Here is a 15,646-nt window from a genome sequence, read left to right on the forward strand (position 1 = left end):
AGCAAGAGTCTTTTTAATTTACCTCGAAGCGTTTGCAAAAAAGCGGTTAAATAATTTGTGATTTGCTGGATATTATCATATGATGAATGGACTACGAAAAAGATAATTGGAGGGCAAAAGATGACTTTGTCTCGAGAACTATATATGGAAATGTATCTGAAGATGCAGCGTATTCGTGAATTTGATATGCGAATTAATAAGCTAGTCCGTCGTGGCTTTGTCCAAGGAATGACACACTTTTCTGTTGGAGAAGAGGCGGCTAGTGTTGGGGCGATGGCTCATTTATCTTACGATGATATTATTTTTTCAAACCACCGTGGTCATGGACAAAGCATTGCCAAAGATATGGATTTGAATAAAATGATGGCCGAGCTTGCTGGAAAAGCAACGGGTGTGTCAAAAGGTCGCGGTGGTTCTATGCACTTGGCTGATTTTGAAAAAGGCAATTACGGCACGAATGGGATTGTTGGTGGTGGATATGCCCTTGCTGTTGGCGCAGCGATTACCCAAGATTATCAAAAAACTGGCAATATCGTTGTGGCTTTTTCTGGCGACGGGGCAACCAACGAAGGCTCTTTTCATGAATCGGTCAACTTAGCAGCTACTTGGAAACTCCCAGTGATTTTTTATATCATCAATAATCGCTACGGAATTTCGATGAATATCAAGCGTGCGACAAATACACCTCACCTTTATACACGCGCAGAAGCTTATGGTATTCCAGGATTTTATTGTGAGGATGGCAATGATGTTTTAGCAGTTTACGAGACAATGGGCAAGGCAGTGGAACATGTGCGTTCTGGTAATGGCCCTGCGATTGTTGAGTTAGAATCTTACCGTTGGTTCGGGCATTCAACAGCTGATGCTGGAAAATATCGCAGCAAAGAAGAGGTGGATGAGTGGAAGAAAAAAGATCCGCTTGTCAAATTCCGTACTTATTTGACGGAACATGAGCTAGCAAGTATTGCCGAGCTTGATGCTATTGATGCTCAAGTGGTGAAAGAAGTCGATGAGGCTTATGAATTTGCTAAAAATAGTCCTGCACCAGATTTGTCAGTCGCTTTTGAAGATGTCTGGGTAGACTAAGCAGCCTTTCATTAATAGAGGAGAAAAATAATGACTGAAACAAAACAAATGGCCTTGCGCGAGGCAATCAATCTTGCCATGACAGAAGAAATGCGAAAAGATGAGTCCATTTTTCTCATGGGAGAGGATGTCGGAATTTACGGCGGAGATTTTGGCACATCTGTAGGAATGCTTGAAGAATTTGGTCCGGAACGTGTCAGAGACACTCCAATTTCAGAAGCGGCTATTGCTGGGAGTGCAATTGGAGCTGCTATTACAGGTCTTCGTCCGATTGTTGACGTGACTTTCATGGATTTTATCACCATTATGATGGATGCCATTGTCAACAATGGTGCTAAAAACAATTACATGTTTGGTGGTGGGTTGAAAACGCCGGTCACTTTTCGGGTAGCATCAGGTTCAGGAATCGGTTCAGCGGCTCAGCACTCGCAATCTTTGGAGGCTTGGTTGACGCATATTCCAGGCATCAAAGTGGTGGCACCTGGAACTGCAAATGACGCCAAAGGTCTTTTAAAATCAGCCATTCGAGATAACAATATTGTCATTTTCATGGAGCCAAAAGCTTTGTATGGCAAGAAAGAAGAGGTTTCTCTAGATAGTGATGCTTACATTCCTCTTGGTAAAGGAGACGTTAAACGTGAAGGAACTGATTTGACGATTGTGACTTATGGTCGCATGTTGGAGCGTGTTCTTAAAGCTGCTGATGAAGTGGCTGCTGACGGCATTAGCGTTGAAGTGGTTGACCCTCGCACCCTCATTCCGCTTGATAAGGATTTGATTGTCAACTCGGTTAAGAAAACGGGCAAGTTGATGTTAGTCAATGACGCTTATAAAACGGGTGGGTTTATTGGAGAAATAGCTGCGCAGGTTACAGAAAGCGAAGCTTTTGATTATCTTGATTATCCAATTGTGCGTTTGGCGAGTGAAGATGTACCAGTGCCTTATGCCAGTGTTTTGGAACAAGCTATCCTACCTGATGTCGAAAAGATTAAAGCGGCTATTTATAAGATGACTCGAAACGGGCGCGCGAATTAAAAGGAGGTGCTTTCTGTGGCAAATGAGATTATCATGCCAAAACTTGGCGTTGACATGCAAGAGGGAGAAATTCTCGAGTGGAAATTTTCCGAAGGCGATGTTGTGAACGATGGTGACATTCTCCTTGAAATCATGTCCGACAAAACTAATATGGAAATCGAAGCTGAAAACTCAGGTGTTCTACTGAAAATCGTGCATCCTGCTGGCGACGTGGTGCCAGTGACTGAGGTAATCGGCTATATCGGAGCAGTAGGGGAAAACGTTGATGATTTGGTGGGAGAAGGGCAGGCTGAACAGTTAGAGCCTGTTCAGGAAGCACCAGCTGATTTCTCTCAACCGTCTGATGCGCCAGCTATTTTTCAAAAAGGTAAGATTCGTGCGACACCAGCAGCAAGAAAGCTAGCCTCAGAGCGTGGAATCGCGCTTGATGAGGTTAGTGGGACTGGTGAAAATGGGCGTATTCATAAAGATGACGTGGCGAAGTTTGCTAAGGTGCGCGTGACGCCGCTTGCTCGTAAGATTGCGGCAGATATGGGCCTTGAGCTTTCTGGTATCGCTGGAACTGGTGCTAGTGGCAAGATTACTAAAGATGATGTCCTTGCTAAAGCAGGTGCCGATAAGAGTGAGAGTAGTGAGGAGGTTCACAGTGTGCCAGATGGTATCGAAGTGATTAAAATGTCTGGCATGCGTCAGGCGATTTCAAAAGGCATGTCGAAGTCTTACTTTACAGCTCCAACTTTCACGCTTGATTATGACATTGATATGACGAATCTTTTGGCGCTTCGTAAGCAGTTGATAGGGCCAATCATGGCAAAAACAGGCTACAAGGTGACTGTAACTGATTTGATTGGACTTGCGGTTACGAAGACCTTGATGAAAGAGGAGCATCGTTATTTAAATGCCTCTTTGATTAATGACGCGAAAGCTATTGAGCTGCATCATTTTGTTAATCTGGGTATTGCCGTGGGCTTGCCAGATGGTTTGGTGGTTCCAGTTGTTCATGGAGCTGATAAGATGACCTTGTCTGATTTTGTGGTTGCCTCAAAAGATGTGATTCAAAAAGCGCAAGCTGGCAAATTAAAAGCAGCTGATATGTCTGGGTCAACTTTCTCTATCACAAATCTTGGGATGTTTGGGGTTAAGTCCTTTAACCCAATTATTAATCAGCCAAACTCTGCTATTTTAGGAATTTCAGCGACTGTTGACACGCCGGTTGCCATTGATGGACGGGTAGTGATTCGTCCAATTATGGGACTTAGCTTGACCATTGATCACCGTTTGGTCGACGGGATGAATGGCGCTAAATTTATGTTGGATTTAAAAGCGTTGCTGGAAAATCCTTTGGAACTATTGATTTGAGATTAAAAAGATAAGAAAGGAAATTTATGGCAGTAGAAATTATCATGCCAAAGCTTGGTGTGGACATGCAAGAAGGTGAGATTCTCGAGTGGAAATTCTCTGAAGGCGATGTAGTGAACGAAGGTGATATTCTTCTTGAAATCATGTCCGACAAAACTAACATGGAAATCGAAGCTGACGACTCTGGTGTACTTTTGAAAATTGTGCACCCAGCTGGTGATGTGGTGCCAGTGACTGAAGTGATTGGATATATCGGAGCAGAAGGGGAAGTGATTGCTGAAGAGGTCAGTCTCAAGGAAGCTGCTAGTCAACTTGAGTCTGCAGGCCTTGAAGTACCAAATGCTGTTTCTGCTAAAGCTGGAGTTTTTAGCGAAGCTGATTTAGCTGCAGATGAATATGACTTGATTGTCGTTGGTGGTGGCCCTGCGGGTTACTATGCCGCCATTCGCGGAGCTCAGCTAGGGGCTAAGGTTGCTATCGTTGAAAAATCAGAATTCGGTGGGACTTGCTTGAATGTCGGATGCATTCCAACCAAGACTTATCTCAAGAATGCTGAAATTTTAGACGGCCTTAAAATTGCTGCAGGTCGAGGTATTAATCTTGCCTCAACGGATTACAGTATTGACATGGATAAGACCGTTGATTTTAAAAATACGGTTGTAAAAACGCTAACTGGCGGTGTCCGTTCACTTCTAAAAGCCAATAAAGTAACCATTTTTAATGGAGTTGCCAAAGTCAATCCTGATAAAACAGTCCATATCGGTTCTGAAATCATTAAAGGGCGCAAAATTATTCTTGCTACAGGTTCCAAAGTGTCACGTATTAATATCCCTGGCATTGATTCGCCACGTGTTTTGACATCTGATGAGATTCTTGATTTACGTGAGATGCCGAAATCTCTTGTTGTCATGGGTGGTGGCGTTGTTGGTATCGAGCTTGGTTTGGTCTGGGCATCTTACGGCGTTGAGGTGACTGTTATCGAAATGGCTGACCGCATTATTCCAGCAATGGACAAAGAAATCTCACAAGAATTGCAAAACATCTTGACGAAAAAAGGCATGACCATTAAGACAAATGTTGGGGTGAGCGAAATCATTGATGAGACAAGTTACTTAAGCTTGAAATTATCAAATGGTGAGACTATCCAAGCTGATAAAGCTCTGCTATCAATTGGACGTGTGCCACAGATGAAAGGTCTTGAAAATCTCGACTTAGAGATGGACGGTAATCGTATCAAAGTTAACGATTATCAAGAGACGTCAATACCAGGCATCTATGCCCCAGGCGACGTCAACGGTCAGAAAATGCTGGCGCACGCTGCTTACCGCATGGGAGAAGTGGCTGCTGAGAATGCTCTTTCTGGTAATCATCGCAAAGCAAAACTCAAGTACACTCCCGCAGCAGTTTATACGCATCCAGAAGTTGCCATGGTCGGATTGACCGAAGAAGCTGCGCGCAAGCAATACGGTGATATTTTGATTGGCAAATCAAGTTTTTCAGGAAATGGACGTGCTATCGCTTCAAATGAAGCCAAAGGATTTGTCAAAGTCATTGCAGATAGCAAGTACCATGAAATCTTGGGGGTTCATATCATTGGACCAGCAGCTGCAGAGCTCATCAACGAAGCAGCAACTATCATGGAAAATGAATTGACCGTTGATGACGTGGCCCAAGCTATCCATGGGCATCCGACTTTCTCAGAAAACATGTACGAAGCTTTTCTAGATACCATCGGACAAGCCATTCACAACCCACCGAAGAAATAATTTGACATGTGCTATGAATGTTAACACTTGAAAAATTATTTTTAAGTTGTATACTTTTTAAGAAATTAGACATTATGAAATTAACTAGTTTATTGGAAGTGTAACATGAACAAATTTTCTTTATATGTTAGGTTGCTTTATTTTTTAGTATTTGTCTTTGCAACGGCTCTATTTTTATTCTCACCTGAGATAATTGTGGTGCATTTCAATAATGGTATACCTGATGGTTATGACAATAGAATATTTCTTTATGTATTCTTTATTATTTCTTTGTTAATTGGTGAAATCAGTATCTTTTTTTCAAAATATTATCGAAAAAAAGGAAATACACAAGAGTTTCCGTTACTTTTCCCAGGTGAAATTAGATTTCTTCAGGTTTATTTACTGATAAATTTGACATTTATTTGTGCTATGATTCAACAAGTTCTTACCAGTTAGTATAGATTAAAAGGAGTACGAGATAAGATTCTCAACTTCTTTATAGGTGAATTTTTCACAAAATAAAAAAAGGATTGCAGTCACAATCGAGTGATTTTTGCAATCCTTTTTAGCTGAGCATGAAAATTGAAGTGTGAATTAAGTTTTGAGGATGTTTCTGTTTTGAATGTAACAATTAAAAAGACTAAACTTTTTCTTGTGCGATGTTAGTTGATGTTTGTGTTTTAGCAAGGTAAACACCTGTCAATGTAATTAAAATGGCGATGACAGTTTGGAGATTTAAGCTCTCGTTGAAAATTACCCAAGCGTATAATGCGGCAACGACTGGCTGAGATAGGGTAATTAAGGATGATAGGCAAGCATTTACTTTTCCCAAACAATAAGCTAATAAGCCTTGCCCTAAAATTTGAGAGACGAGAGCTAGTGCCAAAAGTGGCCAAAGCTCACCAAAATTCTGTGGCACATAAAAGCCTTCGGTAAAGAAAATCACAGTAGCTAGTACCAGTAGAGTTCCAAAAGCACTGATAAACATAATGATGGTTGATGTTACCGAATCGCGCAATTTGTAAACTGTAATCATAAACATGGCGTAAAAGACAGATGAGCCAAGACTCAGTGAATCTCCAAGCAGACGGTCTGGAGACATACTCACTTTATTTGCCATGAGAACCAGCACACCAATAAGTGTAACGAGACCGCCAAACAAAAATTTAGGCGTCATTTTTTCTTTGAATAGGAAATAACTGACTGGAATAACAGTGAATGGGGTAAGATTCACCAAAAGATTGGCATTAGCCACACTAGTATACGAAAATGAGCTATTCCATAAAGTCAAATCCCCTGCTAAAAATGCTCCCGCTAAAACGATTGTTGCGATCTGTTTGCGGTTTAAAGCCTGTAACTCAGACTTCTTGAGAAAAGGCATCAACATAGGAATGGAAAATAAAACACGGTAAAATCCAGTGTTGATTGGTGGTAGGGGACTGAGTTTGACAAAGATGCCACCAGTTGCTAAAAAACAGATAGCTAGAAAAATTAAGAAAATATATTTGCTATCATTTGTACGATTTTGCTTCATTTTTTCACCTCAGTCTAAATTGTAAAGGATACGTGGTATAATAAAAAGTACCAGTATTTAAAAATTTTTAGGTGCCACTTTGGAGGAAATATGATACATCTTAATCGCAGTGCAGGGAGTAGTCCCCTGTACCAGCAGATTTACCAGCAGATAAAATCAGATATTTTGCAGGGCTATTTAGCGCCTGATGAGAAATTGTTAGGAACACGAACCCTAGCAAAAATGCTAAGCGTCAGTCGAAATACGGTTGACCGAGCTTACATGCAGCTGACCCTAGAAGGGTATATCGAGAGCCGTCAAAATGCAGGCTTTTACGTTTTAAAAATGCCAAAAGCTTTTCAGTCAGAAAGAACTTTGACCGAGCCCATTTCAAAAACTGAAGCCAAGTCTGATGACGACCACATTGTTTACGATTTGACCAACAGCAGCCATACGAGTAATCTATTTCCCAAGAAAGTTTGGAAAAAACATTATCAAAATGCCCTTGATGAGCTAGATAAAGCAGAGCAATTGTCGACCTTGCAGCCTTTTCAGGGAGAGTACAAACTGAGAAAGGAAATCAGTCGTTATCTGGAGCGTATTCGTGGGGTAAAATGTCACCCAGACCAAATCATTATCACTAGCGGGCTTCAACAATCTTTGGATTATATTTGCCAGTTTTTAGGGAATACGAAAAGAAGTGTCTTGATGGAGGACCCGAGTTATCCTAAAGCGCGTGAAATCTTTAAGAAAAATCACTATCCTATCATAACTGCTGACGTTGATGACAAGGGCTTAGAATTGACGCAGGTAGATAGAAATGCTGAGATTGAAATGATTTACACCACACCATCTCACCAATTTCCGCTTGGTATGATCATGCCGATTTCTAGACGTCGTGAACTCTTGAGTTTTGCTGAAGCGCACAATTCTTTTATTCTTGAGGATGACTATGACAGCGAGCTCCGCTATTACCAACGTCCCATTCCAGCCTTGAAATCAATTGATTATCTGGATCGAGTGATTTATCTGGGGACTTTTTCAAAAATTCTTTCACCGTCTTTTCGTATGGGCTATATGGTTTTGCCAGAACAGTTCACTGAGAGTTTTTTAGAAAAATTCAAGCTTTACAATAGCACGGTTAATCTCTTAAATCAGATTGCTCTAGCCAATATCCTATCGAGTGGTGATTACGACCGCTTGGTTCGTAAGATGAACCATGTTTTTAAGAAACGCTATGAAGCCTTTAAAAAAGAATTCGAGCAGTTTAATGCGCCGATAAAATTATCTTCAAACGTCAGTGGACAGTATTTTTTGGTGACTTTTCCGGATAAAATCAACCAGTGTGATGTTATCAAGCGTGCAGAAAAAGAAGGTGTTCGAGTCTACGATACCATGCAATTTTGGCAAGAAAAAGCGGCTTGTCCGCAGGAAAGCCTCTTTCTTGGATTTAGTAAAATTGATTTGGAAGACATCCCAGATTGTGTCAGACGCCTTAGAAAAGCTTGGGAGAATTGATGAGCAAATTAAGAGACGGTGGGATTGGATTCTGATATACTGAGCCTAATGAAAAATGAAGGAGCTTTCAGATGAAATACATCGTTAACAAGTCCCACAATCCCTTTTACAATATTGCCTTGGAAGCTTACGCTTTTCGTGAATTGCGAGACGAAGATGAGCTTTTTATTCTCTGGATAAATGAGCCGACCATTGTGATTGGAAAACACCAGAATGCAATTGAAGAGATTAACAAGGCTTACACTGATGAACACGGGATTCATGTCGTTCGCCGTTTGTCAGGTGGCGGAGCTGTTTATCACGACCTTAATAATCTGAATTACACCATTATTTCTAATAAAACCCAAGAAGGTGCCTTTGATTTTAAGACCTTCTCACAACCTGTCATTGAAACCCTTGCTGATCTTGGTGTGACAGCGACCTTCACTGGAAGAAATGACCTTGAAATCGATGGTAAAAAGTTTTGTGGGAATGCACAAGCTTATTACAAAGGTCACATGATGCATCATGGTTGCTTGCTTTTTGATGTTGATATGACAGTGCTTAGCAATGCCCTTCAAGTTTCAAAGGATAAAATTGAATCAAAAGGTGTTAAATCAGTGCGTGCGCGTGTGACCAATATTTTGGATGAGTTGCCAGAAAAAATGACTGTTGAAGCATTTTCAGAACAATTACTTAACAAAATAAAAGAACAATACCCTGACATGACGGAGTATGTTCTTTCTGAAGCTGATTTAGAAAATATTCAAAATCTAGCCGATAACCAATTTGCAACTTGGGATTGGAATTTTGGCAAATCGCCAGATTACACCATCAAACGTTCAGTCCGCTACCCAGCAGGTAAGCTGACAAGTTATGTGAAAGTCGAAAAATCTGTGATAACAGGTCTTAAAATTTACGGTGATTTTTTTGGCATCAAAGATGTTTCAGATATTGAAGAAGAACTCATTGGTCTTCGCTACGAATACCAGGACATCTTAGACAAACTCCAAACAATCGATACCACACCATACTTCACCAACATCACCCCACAAGAAATTGCGGGAGCAATCGTGGAGTGAGGAAAGAAAAAGCACTTTACGTTGTAACGTAAGGTGCTTTTAAAATTAGTTCCCGTAACTATTAACTGTATATTTAGTTCCATCCATTGATGGTAGGGTAACTTCTTTACCCCAAGTACTTTCGTAAGATGTTAAACCTTCTGCAGTACCGTAGAAAGTAACGTTATCATCTTCTGCAATGACATCACTATATTCATATGAAGATAGCTCAATGAGAACAACTTTATCATAATCTTCATCCATTGCTAAACGGAAATTATAGTAAGATCCGTCTTTTAAAGTTTGAAGTACTTTACCAGTGATTTGTACTTTTTTTCCATATTCTAATTGGTCGTGATTCCATGTGTTGAAATCAGGAACTTCGTATTCTGCAGGATTGAATTCAGAACTAGAACTGTATGAGTAACTTGATGAACTGTAACTGTAATCATCATCGTCATCATAATCGTAGTCGTCATCATCGTCATTGCTTGAGCTAACTGATTGACTGCTTGAAGAACTATTATCAGTTGTAGAATCCGTTGATGGGTATTGTCCGGCTAAAGCTAAAAACATTATAAAAGTTGCAAGCATTCCTAAGGCACTTGGCCATCTTAAGGTTTTAAATTTTTTAAAGAAGCTTAGGATAAATAGTACTAAAGCCACAAAGAAGAAAACAAAGCAAATTACTAAGAAAAACTCTAACATATATTTCATAACTCCTATCAGCTTTTTACGTGGTTCAGTTTTTGCACGTGTATTCTTTATTAATTTAAATGATGTGTGTGTTTGGTAATCCATTGTTCCAACTTGATGTTAAGCCAGAATGAGTAGATACCAACTGTGATAATTGTAAGAAGTAGCCATTTGATCCAGTTTCCAAAGAGTTGCATGGCTGTGCGTCAAAGTACAAACGGTGACCGTCGATGACAGTGTGTTTGACTTTCCAATTAATCATGATACAAATCCCCCAAGGCGCACAAATGTAGGGTACAAATAGTAATCAGACTAGCGATGATACGGTGGCCAACATAACTTAGCAAACCACTATCAAAATAACTTTCTTGCTTCATAAAAACTCCTATATATGAAATTCTAAACATTTTAATGTTAGCAAAACGATATTAGTTTAACATATTGAAAATAGCTATGCAATATAGATTGAAAAAATAGTGAAAATTACATTTGCGCCTTTGAGCTGGATGCTACAAGCTGGAAATTAATGATGAGAAATTCCAGAAAAATTAAAAAAGTTCTTGACTTTGAGTAGACTCCAAGGTGTAATATTATTAGTAGTTATCAGAATAGGAGGAAAGAATGGACAGTTTTTCGGATAGGGCTATGAAAGAGGATTACTTTTTTAGTAATCGTGATTTAGCTAAATTATTTATTCCATTAATTATCGAGCAGGGTTTGGAATTTTTGGTTGGGTTAATTGCTTCCATCATGGTTTCAAGGGTTGGTGAAGCAGCGGTGTCAGGTGTATCCTTGGTTGAATTCTTGATGGCACTCTTTATCAGTATTTTTGCGGCTTTTGCGACTGGTGGAGGGATTGTTGCTGGGCAATATCTCGGTGACCGTGATAGTAAAAATGCCAATAAAGCGGTCAACCAGTTGGTGAAGTTCACTTTGTACTTTAGCTTAGCGATTACGCTTTTGATTTTTGTGATTAAACCTTTTATTTTGAGTCATTTGTTTGGATCAATCACGCCTGAAGTTCACGCGCAAGCTGATCGTTATTTTAATATCGTTGCACTCTCAACACCGTTTATCGCTCTTTATAACTCAGGCGCAGCCATTTTCAGAACCTTAAATAAATCTCGTCTGCCAATGAATATCATGCTGGTGATGAATGGCTTAAACATTATCATGGGTGTTAGCTTGATTTATGGTTGTGGTTGGGGTGTTGAAGGAGTAGCTGTTCCAATTCTTCTTTCTCGTGTTGGTGCCATGCTGTTAATTCTGTGGTTTGCGCATCATATCAAGTCAGATTTGACCTTAGGAAACTTCTTAAAAGAAAAAGTCGACTGGCAAATGATTAAAAAAGTTCTTGGTATTGGACTACCATTTGGTTTTGAAAATGGCATGTTTTTCCTTGGACGCTTGATTGTCTTATCTGTTGTTTCTTTGTTTGGGACAGCAGCGATTGCGGCTAATTCAGTTGGTGGAACCATCATCATGTTTCAAGGTTTGCCAGGAATTTCAATTGTACTTGGTTTAGCTGTTATCATTTCAAAATGTGTCGGTGCTGGTGACTATGAGCAGGCTGAGTTTTACAAGCGAAAAGTTAGTCGCATCATTCATGCTGCAAATGCTTTATTTTCAGTAGTTGTCGTTGCTTTAATGCCTTTTTTGATGATGATTTATGATTTGTCAGACCAAGCGACACATTATGTTTGGATTATTGTACTTGCTCATGGGATTTTAGTAAGTATTTTCTGGAATTCAGGTTATGTTTTGCCGGTTGTCTTTCGTAGTGCTGGAGATGCTAATTTTCCAATGGTTATCGGAATCGCCTCAATGCTTTTAGTTCGCGTGGTATGCGCCTACTTTTTATCGGTCGATTTTGGTATGGGAATGCTTGGAACTTGGGTAGCTATGTTCTTAGATTGGATTGTTAAAGGTATCATTTATGAAATCCGCTACCGCAAAGGCACTTGGAAAAATTACAAATTAGTATGATAAAACTAAAAAAGGAACTGGATTATCCAGTTCCTTTTGAGTTGTTTAATGCAACAATTCGTGATAAATAGCTGCTTCATCGTCTTGGTCAACATTGAAAATGATTTTTTTGACATACTGACTTTGATCTAGAAATGCTTTAACAGTGTTTACAGCGATTCTAGCAGCATCTTCGTTGATAAAGTGTTTGTCATGATTTGTTGCTAGCGACGCTAGTGCTACAGACTCTAACTGATTTTTTTCAGCTAAGGTCAAGCAAGAAAGATAACTTTGTGCAAGCAAATCAGCATCAGACTCTGTTAAGTGCTCGTTGATGGCAGGACCAACGGTGTGAAGAATGAATTTTGCTGGAAGGTTGTAACCAGGAGTGATTTTTGCACTACCTTCTGGTTCGTCGTGCCCTTGGTCTTTCATAAGATTATAGCATTCTAGACGCAGTTGAACACCGGCATAAGTATGAATGGTATTGTCAGTGCATTCGTGAAGCGGTTGGAAGCAACCTAGCATTTGGCGATTAGCCGTATTGACGATAGCATCGACTTGAAGTCGTGAAATATCACCTTTCCAGACATACAAGCGGTCGTCTGTCGCAAGTGGCTGTAAATGATTTAAAAAAACGACCACCCGTTCAGCTTTTTTTAATTGAAGGTAATCATTTTGCATGATTAAAAAACGCGTTGAGACAGCCATTGGCGGTCTGACATTAAGAAGAGCACGCAAGAGAGTTTCTTGTCCAGGTAAGTCATCTGGAACATCGATGGCTTTAAATTGCGGATTCTCCATAATAAGGTAATCTAATAGGAAGCTTACCATTTCTTTCTTAGTCATATGGACTCCTTACTAATTTTAAAATCGCTTTCTCAAATGCTAGTATATCACCTTTTTAAGGAATTCGCATCAAGAAAAAGAAGTTTGAAAGTTGAAATTAAAAAAGTAGAGATTGCCTTTTCAGTCAATCTCTACTTTTTAATAATCAAATCAATAGCTTTAGCAAGGTTATCTTCTTGCTGTTTAGGATCTGCTACGGGCTCTTCGATGACTTGATTGATTTTATTGCCAATGACAATACCAATGGTACGATTGATACTTGAGCGAACAGCAGTTAGTTGTGTCACGATATCAATACATTCTTGGTCTTCGTCAATCATTTTTTGAATGCCCCGAAGTTGGCCTTCGGCACGTTTTAAACGGTTGATAATATCTTTTTTATCTGTTTTCATGAGGCCTCCTTTGATTTTATTATACCGGTGGTAGGTATATTTGTCAAACCTAAGACCTTTTCGTTGACAGGATAAAAGTAGCTATGATATTATTTTATCATACCTATAGGGGTATTCGATAGAAAGGAGAAAAAAGCTTATTTTTCTTAAAAAACTATTTTCTCAGTCAGTGAGAACAATTACGACAAGTGAACTAGAAGCTGTTATGCAGGACAAGTCTACGGTCTTACTAGATGTGCGAACAGCTCAAGAATACGCTGGGGGGCATATTAAGGGAGCACGACTTTTCCCGCTTGATAGAATTCATACCTATGAGGGTAAAAAAGGTAGTACGATTTACTTGATTTGTCACTCTGGCACACGTAGTAAGCGTGCAGCTAAACTTTTGAGTCAAAAAGGCTATGATGCGTTTTCGGTAAAAGGTGGCATGATGGCTTGGCAAGGAAAAATCATTGGAGGAAAGAAATGACTAAGATTATTATTGTTGGAGGTGTCGCTGGGGGTATGTCAGCTGCGACACGTCTTCGCCGCTTGATGGAAGACGCTGAAATTATTGTTTTTGATAAAGGACCATACGTGTCATTTGCTAACTGTGGGCTACCTTTCCATGTTTCTGGGGAAATTGCAGAGCGTGATAACTTGCTAGTTCAGACACCTGAGCGATTGAAGGCGCGTTTTAACATTGATGTCCGTCCAGAATCAGAGGTCTTATCAGTTGATGCAGACAAAAAAGAAATCACAGTTCGACATGAAGACAAAGTTTACACAGAATCATATGACAAACTAATCTTGTCACCAGGTGCCAAACCATTTGTCCCAGAAATGGAAGGTCTAGACAGTGCAGACAATGTTTTTGTGCTTCGCAATATTCCAGATTTGGATAAAATCATGGCAGCTTTATCTGATGTACAATCAGGAAATGCAACAGTCATCGGTGCTGGATTTATCGGGCTTGAAATGGCAGAAAGCTTGGCTAAAAAAGGTTTGAACGTGACTATCGTTGAAAAAGCTCCGCATGTTTTGCCACCACTCGATGAAGAAATGGCAGCCTTTGTGAAAAACGAATTGGCTCGAAACGGTATCACAGTTTACACTAATCAATCTGCCAAAGCTTTCAAAGAAAATGGAAAAGTGATTATTTTGGAAGACGGTAGTGAGTTGACTTCAGATATTACTATTATGTCTGTTGGGGTTCAACCTGAATCAAGTCTCGCTAAAGAAGCTGGTCTTGAGCTCGGCCTTCGTGGCGGTATTTTGGTTAACCAAAACTACCAAACAAGTAACCCAGATATTTACGCAGTGGGTGATGCCATTATTGTCAAACAAGAAATCACTGGTCAAGATGCGCTTATTTCTCTTGCCAGTCCAGCAAACCGTCAAGGTCGTCAAGTAGCTGATAATATTGCTGGGATTGCTCGCCAAAATAAAGGTAGCATCGGAACAGCTATTGTTCGTGTCTTTGATTTAGCAGCTGCTTCAACAGGACTTAGCGAACGTATTGCTCGTCAAAACTTTGATGATGTTGCTGTTGTTCACACAAATAACAAAGATCATGCTGGTTACTATCCTGGTGCGACAGATGTTGTCCTAAAACTAATTTTTAATAAGAAAACTGGTGTTATTTATGGAGCTCAAGCAGTTGGTCAAAAAGGTGTTGATAAACGTATCGATGTTTTAGCGACAGCCATTAAAGCAGGCTTGACTGTGGCAGATCTTCCAGAATTAGAATTTACTTATGCGCCACCATTTGGAGCAGCAAAAGATCCGGTTAATATGGCAGGATATGCTGCACTTAATATCATTGAAGGCGTTAGTGAATCTATCCAATGGTATGAATTAGCTGACGAATTAGCCAAAGGTAAGGTCTTTCTTGATGTCCGTACTGAAGCAGAAGTTGCTAGAGGTTATATTGCAAATGGTATTAACATACCACTAGATAGTTTGCGTGACCGTTTGTCTGAGTTAGACCCTAACAAGGAATACATTATTAGCTGTCACAGCGGTCTTCGTTCTTACATTGGCGAACGTATCTTGAAACAACATGGCTTTAAAGTGAAGAACCTTGATGGGGCATACCACCTTTATAGTACTGTAAAACCAGAGGAGATTAAACGTGATTAAATACATTTCAGCTAGTCAACTACAAGAGGCTTTAAAGGAACAGCCATTAAACATTATCGATGTCCGTGAGCGAATGGAGTTTGCCATGGGACACGTTCCAACAGCAGTTAACCTTCCTTTGAGTGAATTTGTATCTGGCTACCAAGCACTTGATAAAGATAAAACATATCATATCATTTGCCAAAGTGGTGCCCGTTCAGAACAAGCCTGCTTTTTTCTAGATGACCAAGGCTATAAAGTGGTAAATGTTGATGGCGGCACATCAGCGTGGCCAGGAGCATTAGAATACTAATAGAACATTTTCTTTAAACATCTTCCTATTTT

At 39.9% G+C, this 15,646-nt stretch carries 14 protein-coding genes and 3 pseudogenes; 12 read left to right on the plus strand and 5 right to left on the minus strand.

Annotated features, from left to right (window positions below):
* Positions 1–120 precede the first annotated feature (120 nt).
* From BMX18_RS05770 to BMX18_RS05790, 6 genes and pseudogenes are all read left to right on the plus strand, one after another.
* Positions 121–1,086: a thiamine pyrophosphate-dependent dehydrogenase E1 component subunit alpha gene (locus BMX18_RS05770; protein WP_093815561.1), complete on the plus strand. Its 966-nt coding sequence runs from the start codon at positions 121–123 to the stop codon at positions 1,084–1,086.
* 30 nt (positions 1,087–1,116) lie between these two features.
* Positions 1,117–2,121, plus strand: coding sequence for an alpha-ketoacid dehydrogenase subunit beta (locus BMX18_RS05775; RefSeq protein WP_093815563.1), 1,005 nt, complete (start codon positions 1,117–1,119; stop codon positions 2,119–2,121).
* Positions 2,122–2,175: 54 nt separating this feature from the next.
* Positions 2,176–2,304: pseudogene (locus BMX18_RS09565) on the plus strand (biotin/lipoyl-containing protein); the annotation flags it as partial.
* 183 nt (positions 2,305–2,487) lie between these two features.
* Positions 2,488–3,480: pseudogene (locus BMX18_RS05780) on the plus strand (dihydrolipoamide acetyltransferase); the annotation flags it as partial.
* A 26-nt stretch (positions 3,481–3,506) separates the two neighbouring features.
* Complete coding sequence (gene lpdA, locus BMX18_RS05785; protein WP_093815567.1) at positions 3,507–5,246, plus strand: dihydrolipoyl dehydrogenase; 1,740 nt, start codon at positions 3,507–3,509, stop codon at positions 5,244–5,246.
* A gap of 105 nt (positions 5,247–5,351) precedes the next feature.
* Complete coding sequence (locus BMX18_RS05790; protein WP_093815569.1) at positions 5,352–5,684, plus strand: DUF1648 domain-containing protein; 333 nt, start codon at positions 5,352–5,354, stop codon at positions 5,682–5,684.
* Positions 5,685–5,868: 184 nt separating this feature from the next.
* Here the strand turns inward: BMX18_RS05790 and BMX18_RS05795 are convergent, their stop codons facing one another.
* A complete protein-coding gene (locus tag BMX18_RS05795) occupies positions 5,869–6,762 on the minus strand; it encodes a DMT family transporter (protein ID WP_093815571.1) in 894 nt (297 codons plus the stop codon).
* Positions 6,763–6,852: 90 nt separating this feature from the next.
* On the opposite strand from BMX18_RS05795, the gene BMX18_RS05800 reads away from it, so the two are divergent.
* Positions 6,853–8,259, plus strand: coding sequence for a MocR-like pyridoxine biosynthesis transcription factor PdxR (locus BMX18_RS05800; RefSeq protein ID WP_093815573.1), 1,407 nt, complete (start codon positions 6,853–6,855; stop codon positions 8,257–8,259).
* Between the two features lie 71 nt (positions 8,260–8,330).
* Positions 8,331–9,320 carry a lipoate--protein ligase gene (locus tag BMX18_RS05805; RefSeq protein ID WP_093815575.1) on the plus strand — a complete coding sequence of 330 codons (990 nt, stop codon included), beginning with the start codon at positions 8,331–8,333 and terminating at the stop codon, positions 9,318–9,320.
* Positions 9,321–9,365: 45 nt separating this feature from the next.
* Here the strand turns inward: BMX18_RS05805 and BMX18_RS05810 are convergent, their stop codons facing one another.
* Positions 9,366–9,875: a hypothetical protein gene (locus tag BMX18_RS05810; protein ID WP_257609266.1), complete on the minus strand. Its 510-nt coding sequence runs from the start codon at positions 9,873–9,875 to the stop codon at positions 9,366–9,368.
* A gap of 191 nt (positions 9,876–10,066) precedes the next feature.
* A pseudogene (locus BMX18_RS05815) lies at positions 10,067–10,372 on the minus strand (DUF898 family protein).
* A 244-nt stretch (positions 10,373–10,616) separates the two neighbouring features.
* Here BMX18_RS05815 and BMX18_RS05820 point away from each other — a divergent pair.
* A complete protein-coding gene (locus tag BMX18_RS05820) occupies positions 10,617–11,981 on the plus strand; it encodes an MATE family efflux transporter (RefSeq protein ID WP_093815579.1) in 1,365 nt (454 codons plus the stop codon).
* Between the two features lie 45 nt (positions 11,982–12,026).
* Here BMX18_RS05820 and BMX18_RS05825 read toward each other — a convergent pair whose 3' ends face one another.
* Positions 12,027–12,809 carry a protein-ADP-ribose hydrolase gene (locus BMX18_RS05825; RefSeq protein ID WP_074563584.1) on the minus strand — a complete coding sequence of 261 codons (783 nt, stop codon included), beginning with the start codon at positions 12,807–12,809 and terminating at the stop codon, positions 12,027–12,029.
* A 131-nt stretch (positions 12,810–12,940) separates the two neighbouring features.
* The gene (locus BMX18_RS05830) at positions 12,941–13,201 is read right to left on the minus strand and encodes a metal-sensitive transcriptional regulator (protein ID WP_074563585.1); all 261 of its coding nucleotides are present in this window, start codon (positions 13,199–13,201) and stop codon (positions 12,941–12,943) included.
* A gap of 169 nt (positions 13,202–13,370) precedes the next feature.
* Between BMX18_RS05830 and BMX18_RS05835 the strand changes: the two genes are divergently transcribed.
* The 3 genes from BMX18_RS05835 to BMX18_RS05845 are packed head-to-tail and all read left to right on the plus strand — an operon-like array spanning position 13,371 to position 15,614.
* Positions 13,371–13,670, plus strand: coding sequence for a rhodanese-like domain-containing protein (locus BMX18_RS05835; protein WP_074563587.1), 300 nt, complete (start codon positions 13,371–13,373; stop codon positions 13,668–13,670).
* Positions 13,667–15,322, plus strand: a complete 1,656-nt coding sequence (locus BMX18_RS05840) for an FAD-dependent oxidoreductase (protein ID WP_093815581.1) — start codon at positions 13,667–13,669, stop codon at positions 15,320–15,322. Before BMX18_RS05835 ends, BMX18_RS05840 begins: the two co-directional genes overlap by 4 nt.
* The gene (locus tag BMX18_RS05845) at positions 15,315–15,614 is read left to right on the plus strand and encodes a rhodanese-like domain-containing protein (protein ID WP_074563590.1); all 300 of its coding nucleotides are present in this window, start codon (positions 15,315–15,317) and stop codon (positions 15,612–15,614) included. Before BMX18_RS05840 ends, BMX18_RS05845 begins: the two co-directional genes overlap by 8 nt.
* Positions 15,615–15,646 lie beyond the last annotated feature (32 nt).

The sequence above is a fragment of the Streptococcus sp. 45 genome (assembly GCF_900108865.1).
GTDB lineage: Bacteria > Bacillota > Bacilli > Lactobacillales > Streptococcaceae > Streptococcus > Streptococcus ruminicola.